Here is a 20,792-nt window from a genome sequence, read left to right as displayed (position 1 = left end):
GCGATGCTGGCACTGACCGGCCTGGGCAAGCGGTTCTTCCCCGGCACGCCGAACGAGCGCGTGGCGCTCGACGGCGTGTCGCTGGACCTGAAAGCCGGCAGCTTCTGCGTCGTCATCGGCTCGAACGGCGCCGGCAAGTCGACCCTGCTGAATGCCGTCGCCGGGAAATTCCCGGTCGATGCCGGCAGCATCGCCATCGACGGGCAGGATGTCACCCGCGATCCGGCCTGGCGCCGCGCCCGGCTGGTCTCGCGCGTCTTCCAGGACCCGATGACCGGCACGGCCGCCGGCATGACCGTGGCCGAAAACCTGCTGCTGGCCGAATTGCGGGCCCGGCCGCACCGGCTGCGCTGGGGCCTGACGGCGGCGCGCCGCGCGGCCTGGCGCGACCAGCTCGCCATCCTCGGCCTCGGCCTGGAAGACCGGCTGGACGACACTATCGACACCCTGTCGGGCGGCCAGCGCCAGGCGGTGTCGCTGGTCATGGCGGTGACCGGCGAGCCGAAACTGCTGCTGCTGGACGAGCATACCGCCGCCCTCGATCCGCTGACCGCCGAGCGGGTGATGAGCGCCACCATCCGCGTGATCGCCGAGCGGAAACTGACCGCCCTGATGGTCACCCACAACATGCAGCATGCCGTCGATCATGGCGACACGCTGCTGATGATGGATGCCGGCCGCATCCTGCTGCTGATGCAGGGCACGGAAAAATCCGGCATCGGCATCGCCGATCTTGTCGCCCGCTTCCGCGACAAGGAAGACCGCATCCTGCTGGCCAGCTGAGACCGCGACCATGGATATCGTTCTGCGTTTCGTCGAGTTGGTGCCGGTCACCCTGGTCCAGAGCCTGATCTATGCCTTCGTTGCTTTCGGCGTGATGCTGCCCTTCCGACTGCTCGGCTTCCCCGACCTGACCAGCGAGGGCTCGTTCCCCATCGGCGGCTGCATCTGCGGCGCCATGATCGCCGCCGGCTTCAGCCCCGGGCTTGCCATGCTGTGCGGCACGCTGGGCGGCTTCCTTGCCGGCTCGGCCACGGCGATGGTCAGCCTGAAATTCCGGATCAGCTCGCTGCTGGCCGGCATCATCATCGTCACCATGGTCTACAGCGTGAATCTGCGCATCATGGGCCGTTCCAACATCGCGCTGTTCCAGTTCGACAACCTGTTCGACCTGGTCTGGCCGGGGATGAACAGCAGCCTGTGGCACAAGGGCGCCTTCCTCGGCATCGGCGTGATCCTGCTGGTGGTGGCCGCCTTCGCCTTCCTGCGCACCGAAAAGGGCATCGCCTTCCGCGCTGTCGGCGCCAATCTCGACATGGCCGAGGCCCAGGGCATTCATTCATGGGGCCATATCGTCGGCGGCTTCGGCGTGGCCGGCGCGCTCTGCGCCTTCGCCGGCGCGCTGGTGGTGCAGTCGCAGGGCTTTTCCGACGTCAATATCGGCTTCGGCGTGCTGATCAACGGCCTCGCCGCGGTGATCATCGGCGAGCTGATCACCGGGCGCGGCAGCGTGCTGCGGCAGCTGCTGGCACCCATCGTCGGCGCCATCGTCTATTTCCAGATCATCTCGGTCTGCCTGGCCATGGGCCTGGCGCCGACCGACCTGAAATTCGCCACCGGCGCGCTGGTGCTGCTGATGCTGGCGGCGCCGAGCCTACTGCCCGGCCGGCGGCGCGGCGCGCTGACGCGCGACCGCATGCACGAGACGACCTGACAGCGCCCGCCGGCTAGTAGGCGGTGAACAGCACCATGAAGGCAGAGACGGTCACGGTGGCGATCGCCGTCGAGACCAGGATGGTGCTCGACGTGCGCTCGACGAACACATTCTGCGTGGTCGCGAGAATGTAGACATTCGCCGCCGTCGGCATCGATGCCTGGATCACGGCGACCGCCGTGAGGAACGGGTCGAGATGCAGCACGTAAACCGCCAGCATCCAGACCAGGATCGGATGCACGGCCAGCTTGCCGATGGTGGTCAGCGTCACCTGTTCCAGCCCGTGCGACAGCGGCCGCCCGGCCAGGGTCAGGCCCAGCGCGAACAGCGCGCAGGGCGCCGAGGCATCGGCCAGCAGTTTCAGCAGGGCATCGGCCGGCACCGGCAGCTGCAGCCCGGTCAGGCCCCAGATCAGGCCGGCAAAGGTCGACACGATCAGCGGGTTGCGGGCCATGCCGATGCCCACCTTGCGCAGGATCGCACCCAGCGAGGCCTGGCCGCCGCCCGATCCCTCGATGATCGCGGTGGTCAGCGGGATCAGGATGATATGGTCGAACACGATCACCAGCACCGCCGGCAGCACCGCGGCATCGCCGAACAGGGTGACCAGGATCGGCAGGCCCATGAAGCCGACATTGCCGAAGCTGGCGCCCATGCCCTGCACGGCCCGCTGGCCCCAGCTGAGCTGCGGAAACAGCAGCCGGCTGAGGCTGACGATGATGCCATAGGCCAGCAGGCCGGCCCCGGTATAGGCGGCGACGAAACGCGGATCGAAGGCCTCGAAAACCGGCGCCGAAGCCATCTTGACGAACAGCATGGCCGGCAGGGCGAACCAGATCACGAAGGCATTGAGGCCGAGATAGGCCTGCGGCGTGATCAGCCGCGTATGCCCGGCGCCGTAGCCGAGGAAGATCAGGCCGAAGAACGGCAGCGAGACATTCAGCAGGGTTTCCATGCGGTGCCCTTCTTCTTTTTGCCGTCCCGCGCCGGCTCAGGCCGGGGCCGGCACCGCGACGAGGCGCCGGCCGAAAGACTGCCGCACATGATCGGGCATGACAATCGATTTGCGCGCCTGCAGGTCGAACAGAACGGCGATCACCTCGGCACGGGCCAGCGGCTGCTGCGTGTTGCTGTCCATCAGGAAATGGCAGAAGCGCCAGGTCTTCTCGCGCAGCTCCAGAATGCCGGTGCGGGCGTAATAGGCATCGCCCACGGTCAGCGGGCGGAAATAGTCGATGGTGTAATCCAGCGCCGCCGAACCGAGGCCCTGCCGGCGCATCTGTTCGGCCGTCAGGTCGCCGCCGGCCAGCATGTTGCCCGCCGCCTCCGAGAAGCGCGCCATGTAGAAGCGCGTGGCCATGCGGCCGGTTTCTTCCGCCTCCCAGCGGTCGACGGCGCCGCGGCAGGTCTCGTACATGCCCTCCACCGGCGCATCCGGTGCCGGCGGCTGGCCGGTCGGGCCCGGTGGTTCCGGCGCCACCAGCGCCGCAGCCAGCCGCCCGGCCGCGGCCGCCACTTCCTGCGGCAGGGCGGCCAGGCCGCTGCCATCCAGCGCATCCAGCGCGACCACGGCCTCGGCGGTGGCCGACAGGCGGCCGCTCTCGGCCTCATGGATCTCGTGATACAGCATCAGGCGGTCCACCGCGACGGCACGGATGCCGCTGCGCACGGTCAGTACCGCGCCCTCGTGATTCTCGCGCTTGAACTGGATGCGGTGGCGCAGCGGGCGCAAGGCCACGCCCTCTGCCCTGCGCCGCGCCGGGCCATAGCCCAGCGCATTGAGAAGCTGTTTTTCCGCCTCGGCGAAACGCGCCAGATAGAACTGCACGTTCAGATGCCCCATGCGGTCACATTCCCAGGGCTGCACCGGGGCGCGGCCAGTCGGCAGGAAGCCGTCCTCCGCCGGCGGGATCGCCGCGGCGGATGGCGCCTCGTCGCCGGCCACCTGCAGGCGCAGCAGGCCCGCGCGCAGATCGTCCGGCAGCGGCACCGATTTGCGCTGGTCGAGATCGAAGCACAGGCCCAGCACCTCGGCCTTCAGGCACAGTGCCCCGGTCTCGGCATTGAACAGGCGATGGTGGAAGCGCAGCTTCCTGCCCTCGGCCGAAAGAATCCCGCTTTCCATGCGGATCAGATCGCCGGCATGCAGCTCGCTCAGGTAATCCAGCTCCGAATGCACCGCCACCACGCCCAGCCGGTGTTTCAGGAAGGCGTCCGATCCGAAGCCGCCGGCCAGCATGGCGCTGGCCGCCGCATCCGAGATGCGCGCGGTGTAGAACTGCACATTCATATGGCCATACTGGTCGCATTCCCAGGCGGCGACCGAGCCACGGAAGGTCTCGCGGTAATTGCTCACGGAAGTCTTCTCGGGTTGTGTTCTGGAGGGCATTTCTTGTTGCCGCCCAGTGTCGCCCGGCAGCCGGGCCGGCGCAACCCGCCTAGCCGCGCCGCAGCCGCAGAATCAGGGCCTCCACGGCGCGCCGCACCACTGCCGCACCATCATCGCCCAGCACCTTCAGGCGGCCCGTCGCCTCCAGCACCAGCGCGCCGGTGATCGCCGCGGCCAGCGACACGGTCTCGGCCCGCAGGGTCTCGGCATCCGGTGCCTCGGCAGCCGGCGCCGCGATGCGCCGCATGCCGTCGCCGAGGATCGTGTAGCACTGGATCAGCCGGCCGTTCAGCAGGCGGTCGAGTTCCGGGCTGAGGCCGGCGGGCTTCAGGCCCTGGGCCAGATAGAGGCCGAGATAGAGATCGTCGGGCCGGTCGCGGTAGAAGCCGTAGAAGCCGAGTGCGGCAGCCATCAGGTGATCGTCCGGCGCCGCCTTTGCCACCGCCTCGCGCAGATGCTTCTGCAGGTCGGCCAGCGAGGCGGCCAGCATCTCGGCATAGATGGCTTCCTTGGTGGGGAAATGCAGATAGACGGTGCCGACCGCCACGCCGGCCTCGGCGGCGATGGCGCGGAGCGTGGCGCCGTCCAGCCCGTCGCGGGCGAAGACGGCACGCGCCGCCAGCAGGATCGCCTCGCGCCGGAATGCCTTCAGGGCGCCGCGCCGTTTCTGCCTCGCGGCATCCGCTGCGGCTGGCATGGCGGCGTCAGCGGGCATTCTTCCAGGCCAGCGGATCGCCGGCATCGCGTTCTTTCACCGCGGCCTTGAAGCCGATCTGCTCGCAGCGGGCCTTGAAGGCGACACCTTCCGGGCTGTGGCGGGTGATGCCGTCGAACAGGGTGGCCAGGGTCTGGGTCGAGTTCAGGCCCATATTGTCGTAGGCCTGGTTGATCATCATCTTCTGCATCATCAGCTGGTTCTTCGGCACGCTGGCGATGCGGGCGATCAGCGCCTCGGTATGGGCATCGAGATCCGCGGCCGGCACGCAGTCCAGCACCAGGCCGTATTCCTTCGCGGTGCGGCCATCGATCAGGTCGCCGGTCAGCAGCATGCGCTTGGCCTTTTCGGCGCCGAGGCGATAGACCCACATGCCGGTGGTGGGACAACCCCAGATGCGCGCCGGCGGATAGCCGATCTTCGCATCCTCGGCCATGATCACGATGTCGGAGCTGAGCGCGATGTCGCTGCCGCCGGCCACCGCATAGCCGTGAATCCTGGTGACCACCGGCTTCAGCGAACGCCAGAGGCTGAAATAGCAGTCGGTGGCATAGCGCATCCACTGGTAATCGACCAGCGGATCCCAGGGCATGTCCTGGCTGCCCTTCACCGGGCGCGGCGCCTCGGCATAGGCCTTCAGGTCATAGCCGGCGCAGAAGGCCCGCCCTGCACCCGACAGCGCGATCACATGCACCTCGTCGTCGAGATTGGCGCGTTCGACCGCGTCGCGCAGCGCGCCGGGCATCTCGTCGGTGATGGCGTTCAGATGGTCTGGCCGGTTCAGGGCGATGCGGGCGACGCGGCCGTCGCGCGCATAGGTCACCACCGGTTCCGCCGGCTGCTGCTTGCTGGTGCTGGTCATGGCATCCTCCCTCGGATGCCATGACTGTATCACTGTTCACAAAAATGAATAGTGTTCATAAATCCACCTCGCGATATCGCACTTCCGGCAGCGGATTGTCGTAATAGGGCGGAATATCGCGGAATCCGAGTGCATCATAGACCCGGTTGGCGGCCACCATGCTGCGGATCGTATCCAGCCGCATGGCCCGGTAGCCCAGCCGACGCCCCTCCGCGACCACCGCTTCGGCCAGCAGGCGGCCGAGATTGCGGCCGCGGCCCGCCGGGTCGATATACAGCCGCTTCATCTCGCAGATGCCGTCGCCGAGATCGCGCAGGCCGACCACGCCGACCGGCGCGCCATCCACATAGCCCAGCAGCAGGGCGCCGCGCAGGGCCGGGGCATAGCGGCCGGGCAGGCTGCCCAGTTCGTCGTCGAAGCCCTGGAAGCAGAGATCGAAATCGAGCGAGTCGGCATAGGCCCTGAACAGCCGCTTGGCGGCATCGAGGTCGTCGACGGTGGCGACCGGGCGGATATCGACGGCGGGGCTGGCTTCGGTCATGACGGAATCCTGTTCAGCTGGGGCGGTCAGCCTACACGAGGGCGGCGCGGTTGCCATACCCCGAGCAGCAGGCCGGTGCAGACGGCCGCCACGCCGGCCAGCTGCCACAGGGTCAGCGGCTCGCCCAGCAGCAGGGCGGCCAGCAGGGTGCCGAAAACCGGCACCAGCGCCGGAAACAGCCCGGCCCTGGCCGGCCCCAGCACCGTCACCGCGCGGGCGAACAGAAACACGGCAAGGCCCGAGACCAGCGCGCCCTGGAACAGGGCCTGGCCGAGGATCATCGCCAGCGGCACGCGGGCCAGTGCATCGAAATCGGCGGTGACGGCATAGATGGGCAGCCAGCCCGCGGCCGACAGCACAGCGACGATGCCGGTGGCGGGTAGCGCGGCGATCTGCCAGCGCCGCAGCAGGGCGAAGAACAGGCCATAGGTCAGCCCGGTGGCCACCAGCAGCGCATCGCCGCGCCAAGTCTCGCCGCCGCCCAGTGCCAGGCCGGCCCCGGAGACCAGCACCAGGCCGGTCAGGATCAGCGGCACGCCGGCAGCCAGCACCAGCCGCGCCGGATGCAGGCCGAGGACCAGATAGCCGAAGACGAGGCTGGACAGCGCGGTCGCGCCGGGATTGAGCACGGTGCCATGGGCCGCCGGCGCGTAATGCAGGCCGGCCATCACGCCGTAGAAATACGGCGCGCCGGTCATCGCCGCCAGCAGGATGCCGCGCGGCCAGCCGATGCCGCCGAGATCGCGCAGGCCCAGCCGCCACAGCACCGGCAGGAAGATCAGGCCGGACACGGCATAGCGCAAAGCCACGAGATCGCCGGCGGTCAGGCCGGCCAGCGCGCCCTGCCGGCCGGCGACGAAGTTGCCGCCGAAGATCAGCGCGGCAAACAGCGCGCCGGCGAAGGCGAGCGCGGCCGTGCGTGGCGGCACGGGCTCTGTCTGGGGGATCATGGTGCCATCAGACGCCAGGCCTGCGCAAAAGGCCAGCTTTCCGGAAAGGAAAAGGGCGGGACACCGAAACAGGGGAAGGTGTCCCGCCCGCCGGTGCCTTGCGCAACACCGGACTGCGGCGGCATCGGGGCAGCCGCCGCAGATCTGCAATCCGTCAGACCGTGATGCTGCCCTCGAGATACGGCATGCAGGTGCCGGCCATGCGCACCCGCGCGCCCTCGTCGCGGCAATACAGCCGGCCGCCGCGGGCCGAGGCCTGGTAGGCGACGATGTCGCTCCTGCCCAGCCGCTGCGCCCAGTACGGCACGACCGTGCAATGGGCCGAGCCGGTGACCGGATCTTCCGGCACGCCCTTGGCCGGCGCGAAAAAGCGCGAGACGCAGTCGATGCCGGGCTCGTCGCCGGGCGCGGTGGCGATCACGGCGAATTTGTCGATGCCCATCAGGCCATGCATGTCGGGCTTCAGCGCGCGCAGCTCGGCGGCGCTGGCATAGACCAGCAGATAGTCGCGCGCCGCCAGCACGGATTGCGGCGCGGCGCCCATGGCCTCGACCAGGCCGGCGCAGGGCGCGGCCGGCTGCGGCGCGCGGCCGGGGAAATCCATGGCAATCCGGCCGCTCTCGCCATCCTGCGTCACGGTCAGGGTGCCGCTTCTGGTGGCGAAGTCGATGCGGCTGCGGCCGCCATCCAGCCGGTTGAAGATCACCCAGGCCGAGGCCAGCGTGGCATGGCCGCAGAGATCGACCTCGACCTCGGGCGTGAACCAGCGCAGGCCGAAGCCGTCGTGGCCATCGACCGTCTCCGGCACGAAGAAGGCGGTTTCGCTGAGATTGTTCTCGGCGGCGATGGCCTGCATGGTTTCGGCCGGCAGCCAGCGTTCCAGCGGCACGATGGCGGCCGGATTGCCGCGGAAGACGCGGTCGGCGAAGGCATCGACCTGGTAGATCGGCAGGCGCATCTCGGATTCCCGTTCCTGGGCTTTGTCTTGGCTGCCCGACCTGCCGGTGCCGCGCTGGCGCGGACACCGGCACCCGGGGAGGGCCCCTCCGGAGAGGGGCAGGCGTTACCGGAATGTCAGCGCAGCCACAGCGGCCGGTTCAGCTCGGCCTCGATATCGGCGCGGCTGAGGCCGACATCCTTGAGAATGTCGTCGGGCAGCGCGGCGAGATGGGAGCGTTCCCGGGCCTTGCGCTGCAGGTCGAGCAGCTTCAGCACGGCAGCCATCGCGCCCTCGGCACTGACAGCGACCAGCTGGTCAATCACCCGGCCGATCGTGCTGCCCGCGCGTTCGACCGGGCCGCTACCGTAGGGCCGGTCGATTGTATCGATACAATTCGTCATGTTCCGCTCCATCAATGTCACTGGATTGTCGCATTGGACCCCGCCAATCGGGGCAATGGCGATACAACATTGACTCTTTGATCGGGTCAATCTAAACATTGTCACCATGACAATATGGATCCCCGATCTGCAGCAATATGCCGGCCCGCGCTACCAGGCGCTGGCCGCCGCCATCGAGGCCGCCGTGCAGACGGGCGAATTGCCGCCCGGCACCAAGCTGCCGCCCCAGCGCAATCTTGCCTGGAAGCTCGGCGTCACCGTCGGCACGGTCAGCCGCGGCTACATGCTGGCCGAACAGAAGGGCCTGCTGTCCGGCGAGGTCGGGCGCGGCACCTTCGTCAAGCCGAACGGCGCGAAGCAGCCGGATGCGCTGCCGGACGTCTACCGGCTCGACAGCGCCGCGCCGGATGCCGGGGCGGGCGAGATCGTCTCGCTGGCGACGCCCGGGGTGATCGAGCTGTCCCATAACGAGCCGAGCCTGCCCGATTACGACGCGCTGCTGCGCCGCTCGCTGCAGCAGGTGGCCGCCAAGCGCGGCCTGCAGCATCTGCTGGGCTACAGCCGCACGCTGGGCGATCCGGCGCATCGCGCGGCGGCGGCGCAGTGGATCGGCCGCACCGGTCTCGCCGTCGCCCCGGAACAGCTGATCGTCACCGCCGGCGCCCAGCAGGCGCTGGCCATCACCATCAACGCCATGGCGATGCCGAACGAGACGGTGATGGTGGAATCGCTGACCTATGGCGGCGTGCACGAGAATGCGCGGCTGCGCCCGGTGCGCATGGAAGCCGTCGCCATGGACGAGGAAGGCCTGCGCCCCGACGCGCTGGCGGCGGCGGCGAAGCGCACCGGCAGCCGCGTCGTGCTGGTGCAGCCGACCATCCACAACCCGACCACGGCGACCATGTCGCTGCAGCGGCGCGAGGATATCGTCGCGGTGGCGCGCCGGCACGACCTGACCATCATCGAGGACGATGTCTACGGCTTCCTGGTGCGCGAGCGCGCCCTGCCGCTGGCGGCGCTGGCGCCGGAACGCACCGTCTACATCGCCAGTGCGTCGAAATGCATGGCGCCGGGCCTGCGGGTCGGCTGGCTGGCGGCGCCGCCGGCGCTGATCGAGCGGTTCGCCGATTCGCTGCATGCGCTGTCGGTGAACAATCCGCGGCTGAACCAGGAGATCGTGCGGCTGTGGATCGAGGACGGCACCGCGGCCTATCTGGTCGAACGGCTGCGCGAGGAAGCCGCGACGCGCAACGCCATGGCCGGCGAGGCCTTTGCCGGGCTGACCATGCGCAGCAACCCGGCCAGCCTGCACTGCTATCTGGAACTGCCGGAGCCCTGGCGGCCCAACGATTTCACCGCCCAGGCGCTGGGCCAGGGCGTGCGGATCGCCAGCTGCACGTCCTTCGTGCCGGACAACCGGCCGAACCCGCCGCCCTGGGTGCGCATCTCGCTGGCACCGGCACCGGGCCGCGAATTGCTGGCCGAGGGGCTGGCCCGCCTGCGCGGCCTGATCGACCGCGGCCCCGAAACCCGCCGCCGGGCCGTCGTCTAGGCGCCGTCGCCTGACGCCCTAGCCCTTCGCCGCCAGCGGCCAGCCATGGCCGAGCGGACCGTGGCCCTGCCCGAAGCCCGGCGCCGCCTCGATGGCGTGGCGCACATAGCGCCGCGCGGCTTCCACCGCGTAATTGAGCGGCTGGCCCAGCGCCAGCCCGGTGGCGATGGCAGAAGCCAGCGTGCAGCCGGTGCCATGGGTGGCCGTGCTGTGCAGCCGGCGGTTCTCGAAGCGGAAGCTGGCACCGCCCTGCGCGGCCAGCAGGTCGACCAGGTCATCGCCCGCCAGATGCCCGCCCTTCAGCAGCACCGCCCGCGGGCCCAGCGCCAGCAGGGCGCGCGCGGCATCGGGCATCGCCGCGGCATCCGCAATGCGCGTGCCGGCCAGCACCTCGGCCTCGGGCAGGTTCGGCGTGATCACGGCAGCCCGCGGGATCAGCAGCGTGCGCAGGGCCTGTTCGGCCTCCGGCTGCAGCAGGCGGGCGCCGCCCTTCGCCACCATCACCGGATCAACCACCAGCGGCACGTCCGGCGCATGCGCATCGAGCGCATCGGCCACGACGCGGATGATGTCGGCGCGGTGCAGCATGCCGGTCTTCACCGCATCGGCGCCGATATCCTGCAGCACCACGCGGATCTGCTGCGCGACGAAGTCCGCCGGCACCTCGTGGATCGCATGCACCGTCAGGGTATCCTGCGCGGTCAGGGCGGTGATCGCGGTGGCGGCATAGCCGCCCAGCATGGTCACCGTCTTGATATCGGCCTGGATGCCGGCACCGCCGCCCGAGTCAGACCCCGCAATGATCAGGACGCGGCCGCGCCGGCCCGAAGCCGCAGCGCTCATGCCGCCGCCTGCTCCAGCGCCTGGCAGATATCGGCCACCACGGTCTCGACCAGGGTTACGTCGCGGCCTTCGGCCATCACCCGGATCAGCGGCTCGGTGCCGCTGGCGCGGATCACCAGCCGGCCCTGTGTACCGAGCTTCGCTTCGGCGGCCGAGATCGCCTGCTGCACGCCGGCCTGTTCCAGCGGCGTGCCGCCGGCATGGCGCACATTGCGCAGAAGCTGCGGATAGGGCGTGAAGCGGCGGCAGAATTCGCTGGCCTTCTTCCCCGACTCGACCAGCGCCGACAGCACCTGCAAAGCGGCCACCAGGCCGTCGCCGGTGGTGGCGAAATCGGAGAGGATGATATGGCCCGACTGTTCGCCGCCGAGATTGAAGCCCTGGCCGCGCATGGCTTCCAGCACGTAGCGGTCGCCGACCCTGGTGCGCAGCAGTTCCAGCCCGAGGCCGTTGACGAAACGCTCCAGCCCGAGATTCGACATCACCGTGGCGACCACGCCGCCTTTCGCCAGCCGGCCCTGCGCCAGCCAGCTTTCGGCGATCACCGCCATCAGCTGGTCGCCGTCGATCACCTGGCCGCGTTCGTCGACCATCAGCAGCCGGTCGGCATCGCCGTCCAGCGCGATGCCGAGATCGGCGCCATGGGCAACCACCGCTTCCTGCAGGGCATCGGGATGGGTGGAGCCGCAGTCGCGGTTGATGTTGAAGCCGTCGGGCTTGACGCCGATGGAGATCACCTCGGCTTCCAGTTCCCACAGCACCGCCGGCGCCACCTTGTAGGCGGCGCCGTTGGCGCAGTCGACCACGACTTTCAGGCCCTTCAGACGCTGGCCCTTGGGCAGGGTGGCCTTGGCGAATTCGATGTAGCGGCCATCGGCATCGTCCAGCCGCTTGGCGCGGCCCAGATGCGCGGCATCGGCCAGCTTCGGCTCGGTCTGCCCGAGGATCATCGCCTCGATGCCGCGCTCCGCCTCGTCCGACAGCTTGTAGCCGTCGGGGCCGAACAGCTTGATGCCGTTGTCGTGGAAAGGATTGTGTGAGGCCGAGATCATCACGCCGAGATCGCAGCGCAGGGCCCGGGTCAGCATCGCCACGGCAGGCGTGGGCATCGGGCCGACCAGGAAGACATCCATGCCGACCGCCGTGAAGCCCGCCACCAGGGCCGGCTCCAGCATGTAGCCGGACAGCCGCGTATCCTTGCCGATCAGCACGCGGTGGCGGTGATCGCCGTTGGTGAACCAGGCACCGGCGGCCATGCCGACGCGCAGCGCCATCGCCGCCGTGATCGGCGGGGTGTTGGCAAGGCCGCGGATGCCGTCGGTGCCGAAGAACTTGCGGGTCATGGCTCGATCCTGATGCACGGAAGGCCCGGCGCGGCAGCCGCGAATCGGGCCTGTTAACCTTGTGTGACGCGGGACTATGCCACAGGGGCCCGGCCCTTGGCAGTCCGGCGAAAGGAAGTGTTACGACTTTTGAACCCCGGATTCCGCGGCCGCGACGGCCCGCCACAGCGTCAGGGCCTGCACGGTTTCGGCCACGTCATGCACCCGCAGGATCGCCGCGCCCTGCTGCGCCGCCCACACAGCCAGCGCCAGCGAGCCCGGCAGCCGCCCGGCCGGACCGGGATCGTCCCGCCCGGCATCGCGCAGCACCGCGCCGATCAGGCTCTTGCGCGACACCCCGACCAGCAGGGGGCAGCCAAGCCCATGCAAGCGCGGCAGGGCGCGCAGCAGGGCCAGGTTGTGATCCGCCGTCTTGCCGAAGCCGATGCCGGGATCGAGGATGATCCTTTCCCGCACGATCCCGGCGGCGGCGCAGGCGGCGACGCGCGCGGCCAGATAGGCCTCCACCTCGGCCACCACATCCCCGTAATGGGGTGCCTGCTGCATCGAGCCCGGCTCGCCCTGCATGTGCATGAGGACCACCGGCAGGCCGCTTTCGGCGGCGGCCTGCAGGCTGCCCGCGCCTTCCAGCGCCGAGATGTCGTTGAGCAAAGCCGCACCGGCGGCGGAACAGGCGCGCATGGTGGCGGCGTTGCGGCTATCCACCGAGACGGGAATCCCGAGGTCTTTCAGCCCGTCGAGCACCGGCAGCAGGCGGTCGATCTCCTGCTGCGGCGAGACCGGCGCGGCGCCGGGGCGGGTCGATTCGGCGCCCAGATCGATGATCCCGGCGCCGGCGGCGGCCATGGCGCGGGCCCGGGCAATGGCCCGCGCCGCATCGCCGTTCAGGCTGTCGCCCGAGAAGCTGTCATCGGTGACATTGACGATCCCCATCACCACGGGGCCCATCACCTCGGGGCCCATGACGCCGGGCCCCATGACACCAGGGCCGCCGGGCCAGACGGGCCGGGCGGCAGGCAGCATGGGCAGCGGATTTACTGTCGTATGCATCGGACCAGACAATCCTGTCTCGTTCATGGCCGCCGTTATCGCCGAAACCGGAGCCGCTGGCGACCGCTGCGGACCGTTCCGGACCGCTGGTGACCGTTTCTGACCGCTGGTGACCGCTGGTGACCGTTACTGACCGCCCGTGACCGTTACTGACCGCTGCGGTCCGTTTCTGACCGCTGGTGACCGCTGGCGCTTATTGCAACGCCGGCACGCATCGGCCACACAGCAGCACAACCGGAACACAATCGAGGGCACAGCCGGGGGCGCAACTGGTGTCACAGCCGGCGCCACAGCCGGGTTTCCGCCGGACCGGCCGGGTATATGTTCCTATCATGTTCTCATCTGGAAAGCAAGACGAAAGGGTGAGACAAAGGGGCTGTCCGGCTAGGCCGGCCGCAACCCGGAGCCCCGTTCATGAGCCACGGCATCAGCCTCGACTTCCTCGTCATCGCCCTCGTCGTCGTGGTCACCCCGGGCACCGGCGTGCTGTTCACCATCGCCACCGGGCTCGGCCGCGGCGCGCGGGCCAGCATCCTCGCCGCAACCGGCTGCACCCTGGGGATCGTGCCGCATATGCTGGCTGCGATCACCGGGCTGGCCGCCCTGATGCATACCAGCGCGCTGGCCTTCGGGCTGCTGAAATATGCCGGCGTGGCGTATCTGCTGTGGATGGCGTGGCAGAGCTGGCGGGCGCGCGGCGCCCTCAGCCTCTCGGCCGCCGATGCGCCGCCCCCGCCCCGCTCCGGCTTCCGCGTCATGCTGGCGGCAATCCTCGTCAATATCCTGAACCCGAAACTCTCGGTGTTCTTCCTCGCCTTCCTGCCGCAGTTTGTCGACGCCGCCGACCCGGCCGCCCTGCCCCGCATGCTGAGCCTGAGCGGCGTGTTCATGGCGCTGACGTTTGCCGTGTTCGTGCTCTACGGCCTGTTCGCGGCGGCGATGCGCGACCACGTGCTCAGCCGCCCGCGGGTGATGACCTGGCTGCGGCGCTCCGTGGCGGCGGCCTTCGTGGCTTTGGGCGCGAAGCTGGCAGCGGCGGAGAGGTAAAGCGGAAAGGCCATAGAATATTGCGCCATTAGCCGTCCATTTCATAGTCACTCCGGCGCCCATCCCTCACATCTATAGCCCGCAAGAACGCCGCAACACACTTCTGCTCTCTCTCGTCATATGACGATAAATCGATTTCCCTCAATCGTGAATACCAAACATCTACGTCTCCAAACTTGGCGACGTCGGATAATCGATACTCAAACTTCCTGTGGGACACCGCCTCATCAATACCCTGTTCAGAGACCTCACTCGCCAAAGCCGATATCAAACTGATCAATCCGCGTTCCGATACAGTTGCCATTGAAATCCAACTTCTCACCTCCTCCTCCGCTCCCCATAGCGACCAGAAGTGCAGAAGTCGGCCAAGCTTAGGGTTGGTTATAAGGTCACTAGCACGGTCGGCTGCGACTTCACGGAGACGCGCCAGCCACAACACTCTGAGGTCTTGAAGGCCGGAATCGCTAAACAGAAGCTCACCGTCAGACTTGGCTTCACTGCGCGCCTCATCCTCTTGTCGCAAGATTGCCGAGGCAACACTCAACCCGGTTGCCTTGGATAAAGCTTCTTTGAATAGATCTTCCCTTGTTGCCACATGCCGCTCCTTCCGCAAATACCAATAGGTAATTCGCCAAGCGTTCATAAAAGGCGCCAAGAAGCCAGTTTCGAGATCGTCGCCAATGTTAAATAATAACCTCAGGACTTGTGGGGCGTATTCTATTGGGATGTCCTTCTTGCGATCGTCAAGCCGCGAGAAAAGAACCCCCACAACCTTCTGCGCGGAGTACGCTCTCAATCGATCCATCGAGAGGTCGTAGTCACCCAACCCTCCAAAGAAGCTCTCAAACTCTGATGTAGATAAATCAAAGGTAGGAATACTCATACTGAAATAACGCTCGAAATACTGACGGCTACAAACTCTTAGTTCTTTATTCCATTGACCATAAAAGTCGGACCCATACGACACGCCACCCAATGCCGAAGAGATGGTTGGGAACAGGTCTTCCACGATTTCACTGACTTGGTCTTGCCTAACTTCATCCGTTTTTATTAGAGCCTCTGCGACCTTTTGCCTTTCTTCATTCCTAGTTCCATTCGCATCTCCAACCAAAAAGTCTCTGTTAGCTGAAAGCCGGTCATAAACATTTGGCTCAAATTGTTTCAGAACCTCAAGCGCAATAAAATCTATTGCGTTCAACTCAAAATTTCTTCCTTGTGCAAACATATACACACTCAACTCAATAGCACCAATCAATCGATATACGTCGCGAAGGCTCTTAAAGTATTTTCGTAATGCGCCAATAAACAAATTCTGCCAACGCCGGCTGTCGAAACTCAAGTTCGGAATTTTTCGAAGAATCTTCTCTATTTCGTCGAGAGCAATCTGCTCAATCCTAAACCGCTCCACTCTTGGAACTGCAATGGATACCTGGACAATTTTCTCAAGATACTCAGCGCCAGCATTACCTGCGATTGGAGAAAGCGCCACCTCCACCCTCTTACGAGAATAAAGAAGAAGAAAAATGAGATTAGGAAAATCGCAGTTAGCCTTCACGCTTTGAAATACAAATTGAACTTCGCCGTCAGACAAGCGGTCGATATCGTCGATAATTACAATTATTGGTTTTGGCAAAGACTGCATCAGCCCCCGAAGATGATCTCTCTCCTCTTCGATTGTAGGGACAGCTCTTAGAAGCTTGGCCGCACGGCTGGCTAGAAATGCGGAAAGCCCCCTAAGCAGGCTAGGCACAAACACGAGCAGTACAGTGACGGCAACGATCGATACTAATGCGTTAGCTAGTTTCTCAAGTTGCGCCACAGTAAACCCGGAGAGAAGCGCGAACGCCGCCACAATTTGTGAGGTGTTTTTCGATATCCAATCCCCTGCTTCCGCCGTATTTTGAAGCCGATCTGCCCACCTCCTCCAAGCGTCGGCAGCACCCCTTGATGTTTTTGATAACTCCGCAGCTCCTATGGCTTTGTGTATCTCCGAGTAAAACTTTGGCGCCATTTGATCCGTACCAGCCCAGCGCCAAGGGTTGAACTGAACAACCATCGGCTGCCTATCTGAAGGCTGGTCTCGAATGGCCTCCACCACCATATTCTTGATAGATGTCTTTCCATGACCCCACGGTGCAGTTAGAGCGACGACTAAGCTGTGCTCACCTCCCCAGCCAGACAATGTCTTAGCTAAATTCCGGGCGAATCCGGCTCGATTAAGGCGATCACGCACAGAACTCTGGATCGGAGCGTCAGCGAAAGCACTGATCGGTGTAGCCTCTGTATTCTGCGCCATCACGCCCTCTTCTCCCGATTTTTTTGTCGGCTCGGGTTAGGGTATCCGATGAACGACGCCGAATTAAACGGGAATTTCTATCTCGCTGCATACCCTGTCGTTGAAACGACACAGAGAACGCGAGCCCGGCGGCGGCCACGACAAAGGCCCGTTATCCATTCCCTCCCGCCCGGCGCTTCCGTATAGTCCGCCGCACAGAGTCACTCCCCATACGGCATCATCATGAATATCGGAATCATCGAATGCGGGCCGGTGCCCGCGGCTTTGCAGGCGCGGTATGGCAGTTACCCGGCGATGTTCGCAGGCCAGCTGGCGCCCCTGCTGCCCGGCGCCCGGTTCAGCACGATCTCCGTCGAGCGGGGCGAGGCGCTGGCGGCGCCGGATACGCAGGCTGCTGACCGGATCGCGCCATGGCGTCTATGACGACCTGCCGTGGATCGGGCCCCTGAAGGCTTTCATCCGCGATGCGGCAGCGATGCAGCGGCCCGTGGTCGGCGTGTGTTTCGGCCACCAGATCATTGCCGAGGCGCTCGGCGGCCGGGTCGAGAAGGCCGCGGCCGGCTGGCGGGTCGGGCTGGAGACCTACACGACCATGCTCGATGGCAATGGCGCGGCGCGCAGCATCGCTCTGCCCGCCTTCCATCAGGACCAGGTGGTCGTGCCGCCGCCCGGTGCCGAGATCGTGGCGCACAGCCCGGCCTGTGCCCATGCCGCCCTGCGCTACATGCAGGCGCCGGTGCTGTCGCTGCAGTTCCATCCGGAATTCAGCCGGCCGTATCTGGCCGACCTGATCGCCGTGCTGGGCAAACAGGCGGAAGCGCCCGGCCTGCCCGCGAATGCCACAACAGACGAGACCGGCATGCGCTGGATCGCGGACTTCCTCGCAGAGACCCAGCCGTCAGCAAGCCAGCCGTAAAGCAGGACGTGGATGCCCGGGTCGTGAGGTTTGCCGCCGGGCCGGCCCAAGGCCGGACCCGGTGGCCCGGCATGACGGTCTGTGTGAACGGGTGCGCCCCAAAAACCGTCACCCCCGGACTGCGTGTCGCGCAGATCCATGGGCTTGGCCGGGATGACGACTGCGGCAGCAGCGCCGCCTATTCCAGCAGCGGCTCCATCCCCGGATCGCCCTTCTGCATCGCACGCCGGTAGCGCTTCAGCGCGTAGGGGATATCCAATTCCTCGCAGAGCCAGACGATGCGTTCGGACTGCGAGACGCCGAGATGATGGACGGTGAGCATGCGGAACCCCTGCGCGTGGCGCGGCAGCGTAGCATGAAAAAAGCCCGGCATCGCGGCCGGGCTTTTGTGCTTTCGTATCCGCCGAAGCGGACCGGGCTGCTTATGAAGCGTCGACGCTGCGCACCGAGATGGTAAGTGGAATCTGCTCGATCAGCCTGGCTGTCGCATCCTTGCAGGCCAGCGTGACGGTCAGCGGATTGGGCTGCAGGTCGTAAACCGCGCCGGTGCCGTAATCGATCAGGCCGCCGAGGATGACCCCGCCGCCGGCCAGGGTCGGCACCATCGAGGCCGTCTGGGTCTGGCAGCTGTCCTTCGAAATCGTCAGCGTGAGCGACTGATTCCGTTTGACGACAAGCGTGCAGGGCGAGTTGCAGCTCATGCCATTAGAGAACTGAACCTTCGCCCCAACCGGGTTGGTATTGATCGAGACTTCCTGTTCGGTCCCGCGGATCATGGTCGCGCAGCCGGTCGTTACAGCTGCAACGAGCAGCAGCGAAAAAATGGCGCCTATTTTCATAATTCCCCCTTATTTCCTGACCCCATCGGTCAAAGAATTTCTACTCAAATGCGCAAAAAAAACAAAGGGCCATGCCTTCCTGTCTGCATACTTTCAATCGACACTTCGTTAGGTGGCAACAAAAAAGCCCGGCATTGCTGCCGGGCTTTTTACTGGGTCCCCGCCGGAGCCTGTCCTCGGGCCGCGCTTCGCGCGGACCCGTGGGCGGGGACGACGATACTGTCGTGTGTTACGCGCCGGCCCCTATGCGCCGGCCCCTCTCTGGCGCTTACGCGCCGGGCTGCGGTTCCGGCTCCAGGCCGCCGCCGGCGGGCTTGCCGGGGCGCGAGGTCGGCACCGCGCTGCGCGGGCCGGGATCGCTGCCGGTGGTGGCGGTGGGCGCCTTGTCGTCGGGGCGCACGATCGGCTCGCCGCGCAGCAGGGCCTTCACCTCGTCGCCCGACAGCGTCTCGTATTCCAGCAGCGCCTTGGCCACCTTGTGCAGGTCGTCCATGCCCTCGGTCAGCAGCTTGCGGGCGCGCAGCTCGGCGGTCTCGATGATGCGGCGGATCTCGGCGTCGATGGTCTCGGCGGTGGCTTCCGACATGTTCTGGGTCTGGGTCACCGAATGGCCGAGGAACACCTCCTGCTCGTTGGCCGAATAGCGCACGCGGCCGAGTTTCTCCGACATGCCGAATTCGGTGACCATGCGGCGGGCGATGTTGGTCGCCATCTGGATGTCGCCCGAGGCGCCGGTGGTGACATTCTCCTCGCCGAAGATCAGCTGCTCGGCGACGCGGCCGCCGAAGGCCATCACCAGGCGCGCCTCGATCTCCTTCTTCGACTGCGAAAGCTTGTCGCGTTCCGGCAGGCTCATGGTCAGGCCGAGCGCGCGGCCGCGCGGAATGATGGTCACCTTGTGCAGCGGGTCGTTGCCCGGCTCCCACAGGGCCAGCAGGGCATGGCCGGCCTCGTGATAGGCGGTCAGCTCCTTTTCCTTCTCGGTCATCACCATCGAGCGGCGCTCGGCGCCCATCATCACCTTGTCCTTGGCGGCCTCGAAATCGGCCATGGTGACGACGCGGCGGTTGCGCCGGGCGGCGAGAAGCGCCGCCTCGTTGACGAGGTTGGCCAAGTCCGCGCCCGAAAAACCAGGCGTGCCGCGGGCGATGATCTTGGGGTCGACATCCGGCGACAGCGGAACTTTCCGCATATGCACGCGCAGGATCTGCTCGCGGCCGACGATGTCGGGATTGGGCACCACGATCTGGCGGTCGAAGCGGCCCGGGCGCAGCAGCGCCGGATCGAGCACGTCGGGCCGGTTGGTGGCGGCGATCAGGATCACGCCCTCGGTGGCCTCGAAGCCGTCCATCTCCACCAGCAGCTGGTTCAGGGTCTGCTCGCGCTCGTCGTTGCCGCCGCCGAGGCCGGCGCCGCGATGGCGGCCGACCGCGTCGATTTCGTCGATGAAGATGATGCAGGGGGCGTTCTTCTTCGCCTGCTCGAACATGTCGCGCACGCGGCTGGCGCCGACGCCGACGAACATCTCGACGAAATCCGAACCCGAGATGGTGAAGAAGGGCACGTTGGCCTCGCCGGCGATGGCGCGCGCCAGCAGGGTCTTGCCGGTGCCGGGCGGGCCGACCAGCAGGCAGCCCTTCGGGATCTTGCCGCCCAGGCGCTGGAATTTCTGGGGATCGCGCAGGAATTCGACGATCTCTTCCAGCTCGGTCTTGGCTTCCTCGATGCCGGCAACGTCCTCAAACGTCACCCGGCCATGCTTCTCGGTCAGCAGCCGGGCCTTGGACTTGCCGAAGCCCATCGCCTTGCCGCCGCCGGACTGCATCTGGCGCATGAAGAAGATCCAGACGCCGATCAGCAGCAGCATCGGGAACCACGAGATCAGGATCTGCATCAGCGTGGAATTCTCTTCCGGCGGCATCGCATTCACGCGCACGCCGCGCTCGGTCAGCTTCGAGACCAGGGTCGGATCGTTCGGGGTGTAGGTGGTGAAGCCGCGGCCGTCGCGGTAATGGCCGCTGACGGTGTGGCCCTGGATGTTGACGTCGGTGATCTGGCCCGACTGCACATCGTTGAGGAATTCCGAATAGGCGACCGAGGAACTGCCGCTCCGGCTGGTCGGTCCCTGGAAAAGGTTGAACAGCGCCACCACCAGCAGACCGATGATGACCCACAAAGCCAGATTGCGACCGAACATGTTCACCGCAGCAGAATCCTCGTGTCAGGCGGTGCCTTGCGGCGGCCGCGCACCCCACGCCGGAGCAGCTCCGGCGGGGGCGGAAAAGTTTAGCCGATTTCCGCGGCCCAAGACCATAGATATGACCTGCCGGCGCCGAAACAAGAGTGCAACATGCGGCAGGCTGCGCCTGCGTCGCAGAATCCGCTGCGGCAGGC

At 66.3% G+C, this 20,792-nt stretch carries 21 protein-coding genes; 6 read left to right on the top strand and 15 right to left on the bottom strand.

What is annotated here, in order from left to right; all coding sequences use genetic code 11:
- The first annotated feature begins 3 nt into the window (after positions 1–3).
- Together ACEQZY_RS20720 and ACEQZY_RS20715 are read left to right on the top strand one after the other, a co-directional pair.
- Positions 4–783: an ATP-binding cassette domain-containing protein gene (locus ACEQZY_RS20720; RefSeq protein WP_341702683.1), complete on the top strand. Its 780-nt coding sequence runs from the start codon at positions 4–6 to the stop codon at positions 781–783.
- 10 nt (positions 784–793) lie between these two features.
- On the top strand, positions 794–1,714 hold the full coding sequence (locus ACEQZY_RS20715; protein WP_341702684.1) for an ABC transporter permease: 921 nt from the start codon (positions 794–796) through the stop codon (positions 1,712–1,714).
- A 13-nt stretch (positions 1,715–1,727) separates the two neighbouring features.
- Here the strand turns inward: ACEQZY_RS20715 and ACEQZY_RS20710 are convergent, their stop codons facing one another.
- From ACEQZY_RS20710 to ACEQZY_RS20675, 8 genes are all read right to left on the bottom strand, one after another.
- Positions 1,728–2,669, bottom strand: a complete 942-nt coding sequence (locus ACEQZY_RS20710) for an AEC family transporter (RefSeq protein WP_370156843.1) — start codon at positions 2,667–2,669, stop codon at positions 1,728–1,730.
- Positions 2,670–2,705: 36 nt separating this feature from the next.
- Entirely contained in the window at positions 2,706–4,070 is a 1,365-nt protein-coding gene (locus tag ACEQZY_RS20705) for an acyl-CoA thioesterase (protein ID WP_370156842.1), read from the bottom strand.
- 82 nt (positions 4,071–4,152) lie between these two features.
- Positions 4,153–4,800, bottom strand: coding sequence for a TetR/AcrR family transcriptional regulator (locus tag ACEQZY_RS20700; RefSeq protein ID WP_370156840.1), 648 nt, complete (start codon positions 4,798–4,800; stop codon positions 4,153–4,155).
- A 7-nt stretch (positions 4,801–4,807) separates the two neighbouring features.
- A complete protein-coding gene (locus tag ACEQZY_RS20695; RefSeq protein ID WP_370156838.1) occupies positions 4,808–5,680 on the bottom strand; it encodes a crotonase/enoyl-CoA hydratase family protein in 873 nt (290 codons plus the stop codon).
- 55 nt (positions 5,681–5,735) lie between these two features.
- Positions 5,736–6,221, bottom strand: coding sequence for a GNAT family N-acetyltransferase (locus ACEQZY_RS20690; RefSeq protein WP_370156837.1), 486 nt, complete (start codon positions 6,219–6,221; stop codon positions 5,736–5,738).
- 26 nt (positions 6,222–6,247) lie between these two features.
- Complete coding sequence (locus ACEQZY_RS20685) at positions 6,248–7,171, bottom strand: DMT family transporter (protein WP_370156836.1); 924 nt, start codon at positions 7,169–7,171, stop codon at positions 6,248–6,250.
- A 154-nt stretch (positions 7,172–7,325) separates the two neighbouring features.
- The gene (locus ACEQZY_RS20680) at positions 7,326–8,129 is read right to left on the bottom strand and encodes a PhzF family phenazine biosynthesis protein (protein ID WP_370156835.1); all 804 of its coding nucleotides are present in this window, start codon (positions 8,127–8,129) and stop codon (positions 7,326–7,328) included.
- A 116-nt stretch (positions 8,130–8,245) separates the two neighbouring features.
- A complete protein-coding gene (locus ACEQZY_RS20675; RefSeq protein WP_341705586.1) occupies positions 8,246–8,512 on the bottom strand; it encodes a DUF1127 domain-containing protein in 267 nt (88 codons plus the stop codon).
- 106 nt (positions 8,513–8,618) lie between these two features.
- On the opposite strand from ACEQZY_RS20675, the gene ACEQZY_RS20670 reads away from it, so the two are divergent.
- Positions 8,619–10,064 carry a PLP-dependent aminotransferase family protein gene (locus ACEQZY_RS20670; RefSeq protein ID WP_370156834.1) on the top strand — a complete coding sequence of 482 codons (1,446 nt, stop codon included), beginning with the start codon at positions 8,619–8,621 and terminating at the stop codon, positions 10,062–10,064.
- A gap of 18 nt (positions 10,065–10,082) precedes the next feature.
- Here ACEQZY_RS20670 and thiD read toward each other — a convergent pair whose 3' ends face one another.
- The 3 genes from thiD to folP all read right to left on the bottom strand — a co-directional run bounded on the left by thiD (position 10,083) and on the right by folP (position 13,300).
- On the bottom strand, positions 10,083–10,907 hold the full coding sequence (thiD, locus tag ACEQZY_RS20665; RefSeq protein WP_370156832.1) for a bifunctional hydroxymethylpyrimidine kinase/phosphomethylpyrimidine kinase: 825 nt from the start codon (positions 10,905–10,907) through the stop codon (positions 10,083–10,085).
- Positions 10,904–12,250: a phosphoglucosamine mutase gene (gene glmM / locus ACEQZY_RS20660; RefSeq protein WP_370156831.1), complete on the bottom strand. Its 1,347-nt coding sequence runs from the start codon at positions 12,248–12,250 to the stop codon at positions 10,904–10,906. Before glmM ends, thiD begins: the two co-directional genes overlap by 4 nt.
- A 120-nt stretch (positions 12,251–12,370) precedes the next feature.
- Positions 12,371–13,300: a dihydropteroate synthase gene (gene folP / locus ACEQZY_RS20655; RefSeq protein WP_370156830.1), complete on the bottom strand. Its 930-nt coding sequence runs from the start codon at positions 13,298–13,300 to the stop codon at positions 12,371–12,373.
- Positions 13,301–13,714: 414 nt separating this feature from the next.
- Here folP and ACEQZY_RS20650 point away from each other — a divergent pair, with 414 nt between their 5' ends.
- Positions 13,715–14,347, top strand: a complete 633-nt coding sequence (locus ACEQZY_RS20650; protein ID WP_370156829.1) for a LysE family translocator — start codon at positions 13,715–13,717, stop codon at positions 14,345–14,347.
- Positions 14,348–14,375: 28 nt separating this feature from the next.
- Here ACEQZY_RS20650 and ACEQZY_RS20645 read toward each other — a convergent pair whose 3' ends face one another.
- Positions 14,376–16,643: a P-loop NTPase fold protein gene (locus tag ACEQZY_RS20645; protein ID WP_370156854.1), complete on the bottom strand. Its 2,268-nt coding sequence runs from the start codon at positions 16,641–16,643 to the stop codon at positions 14,376–14,378.
- Positions 16,644–16,865: 222 nt separating this feature from the next.
- On the opposite strand from ACEQZY_RS20645, the gene ACEQZY_RS20640 reads away from it, so the two are divergent.
- Positions 16,866–17,066: a hypothetical protein gene (locus tag ACEQZY_RS20640; protein ID WP_370156855.1), complete on the top strand. Its 201-nt coding sequence runs from the start codon at positions 16,866–16,868 to the stop codon at positions 17,064–17,066.
- Positions 17,026–17,559, top strand: a complete 534-nt coding sequence (locus ACEQZY_RS20635) for a type 1 glutamine amidotransferase (protein ID WP_370156853.1) — start codon at positions 17,026–17,028, stop codon at positions 17,557–17,559. The genes ACEQZY_RS20640 and ACEQZY_RS20635 overlap by 41 nt, the downstream gene beginning before the upstream one ends.
- A gap of 178 nt (positions 17,560–17,737) precedes the next feature.
- Here ACEQZY_RS20635 and ACEQZY_RS20630 read toward each other — a convergent pair whose 3' ends face one another.
- The 3 genes from ACEQZY_RS20630 to ftsH form a co-directional block, all read right to left on the bottom strand.
- Positions 17,738–17,881 (bottom strand): hypothetical protein, encoded by a 144-nt coding sequence (locus ACEQZY_RS20630; protein WP_341705050.1) that lies wholly within the window; start codon positions 17,879–17,881, stop codon positions 17,738–17,740.
- A 100-nt stretch (positions 17,882–17,981) separates the two neighbouring features.
- Positions 17,982–18,335, bottom strand: a complete 354-nt coding sequence (locus ACEQZY_RS20625; RefSeq protein WP_341705049.1) for a hypothetical protein — start codon at positions 18,333–18,335, stop codon at positions 17,982–17,984.
- Positions 18,336–18,666: 331 nt separating this feature from the next.
- Positions 18,667–20,601: an ATP-dependent zinc metalloprotease FtsH gene (ftsH, locus tag ACEQZY_RS20620; protein ID WP_370156828.1), complete on the bottom strand. Its 1,935-nt coding sequence runs from the start codon at positions 20,599–20,601 to the stop codon at positions 18,667–18,669.
- Positions 20,602–20,792 lie beyond the last annotated feature (191 nt).

Origin of the sequence: Ferrovibrio sp. (assembly GCF_964218355.1) — a bacterium.
In the GTDB taxonomy this organism is placed as follows: Bacteria; Pseudomonadota; Alphaproteobacteria; order Ferrovibrionales; family Ferrovibrionaceae; genus Ferrovibrio.
The sequence above is the reverse complement of the archived record's forward strand: the minus strand, read 5'-3'. Positions and strand labels throughout refer to the sequence as shown.

What these genes read in the sequence shown, in the direction of transcription:
- ACEQZY_RS20720 (WP_341702683.1), top strand. Translation starts at nt 4, where the DNA reads ATGCTGGCACTGACCGGCCTGGGCAAGCGGTTCTTCCCCGGCACGCCG.
- ACEQZY_RS20715 (WP_341702684.1), top strand. Translation starts at nt 794, where the DNA reads ATGGATATCGTTCTGCGTTTCGTCGAGTTGGTGCCGGTCACCCTGGTC.
- ACEQZY_RS20710 (WP_370156843.1), bottom strand. Translation starts at nt 2,669, where the DNA reads ATGGAAACCCTGCTGAATGTCTCGCTGCCGTTCTTCGGCCTGATCTTC.
- ACEQZY_RS20700 (WP_370156840.1), bottom strand. Translation starts at nt 4,800, where the DNA reads ATGCCAGCCGCAGCGGATGCCGCGAGGCAGAAACGGCGCGGCGCCCTG.
- ACEQZY_RS20695 (WP_370156838.1), bottom strand. Translation starts at nt 5,680, where the DNA reads ATGACCAGCACCAGCAAGCAGCAGCCGGCGGAACCGGTGGTGACCTAT.
- ACEQZY_RS20690 (WP_370156837.1), bottom strand. Translation starts at nt 6,221, where the DNA reads ATGACCGAAGCCAGCCCCGCCGTCGATATCCGCCCGGTCGCCACCGTC.
- ACEQZY_RS20685 (WP_370156836.1), bottom strand. Translation starts at nt 7,171, where the DNA reads ATGATCCCCCAGACAGAGCCCGTGCCGCCACGCACGGCCGCGCTCGCC.
- ACEQZY_RS20680 (WP_370156835.1), bottom strand. Translation starts at nt 8,129, where the DNA reads ATGCGCCTGCCGATCTACCAGGTCGATGCCTTCGCCGACCGCGTCTTC.
- ACEQZY_RS20675 (WP_341705586.1), bottom strand. Translation starts at nt 8,512, where the DNA reads ATGACGAATTGTATCGATACAATCGACCGGCCCTACGGTAGCGGCCCG.
- ACEQZY_RS20670 (WP_370156834.1), top strand. Translation starts at nt 8,619, where the DNA reads ATGACAATATGGATCCCCGATCTGCAGCAATATGCCGGCCCGCGCTAC.
- thiD (WP_370156832.1), bottom strand. Translation starts at nt 10,907, where the DNA reads ATGAGCGCTGCGGCTTCGGGCCGGCGCGGCCGCGTCCTGATCATTGCG.
- glmM (WP_370156831.1), bottom strand. Translation starts at nt 12,250, where the DNA reads ATGACCCGCAAGTTCTTCGGCACCGACGGCATCCGCGGCCTTGCCAAC.
- folP (WP_370156830.1), bottom strand. Translation starts at nt 13,300, where the DNA reads ATGCATACGACAGTAAATCCGCTGCCCATGCTGCCTGCCGCCCGGCCC.
- ACEQZY_RS20650 (WP_370156829.1), top strand. Translation starts at nt 13,715, where the DNA reads ATGAGCCACGGCATCAGCCTCGACTTCCTCGTCATCGCCCTCGTCGTC.
- ACEQZY_RS20645 (WP_370156854.1), bottom strand. Translation starts at nt 16,643, where the DNA reads ATGGCGCAGAATACAGAGGCTACACCGATCAGTGCTTTCGCTGACGCT.
- ACEQZY_RS20640 (WP_370156855.1), top strand. Translation starts at nt 16,866, where the DNA reads ATGAATATCGGAATCATCGAATGCGGGCCGGTGCCCGCGGCTTTGCAG.
- ACEQZY_RS20630 (WP_341705050.1), bottom strand. Translation starts at nt 17,881, where the DNA reads ATGCTCACCGTCCATCATCTCGGCGTCTCGCAGTCCGAACGCATCGTC.
- ACEQZY_RS20625 (WP_341705049.1), bottom strand. Translation starts at nt 18,335, where the DNA reads ATGATCCGCGGGACCGAACAGGAAGTCTCGATCAATACCAACCCGGTT.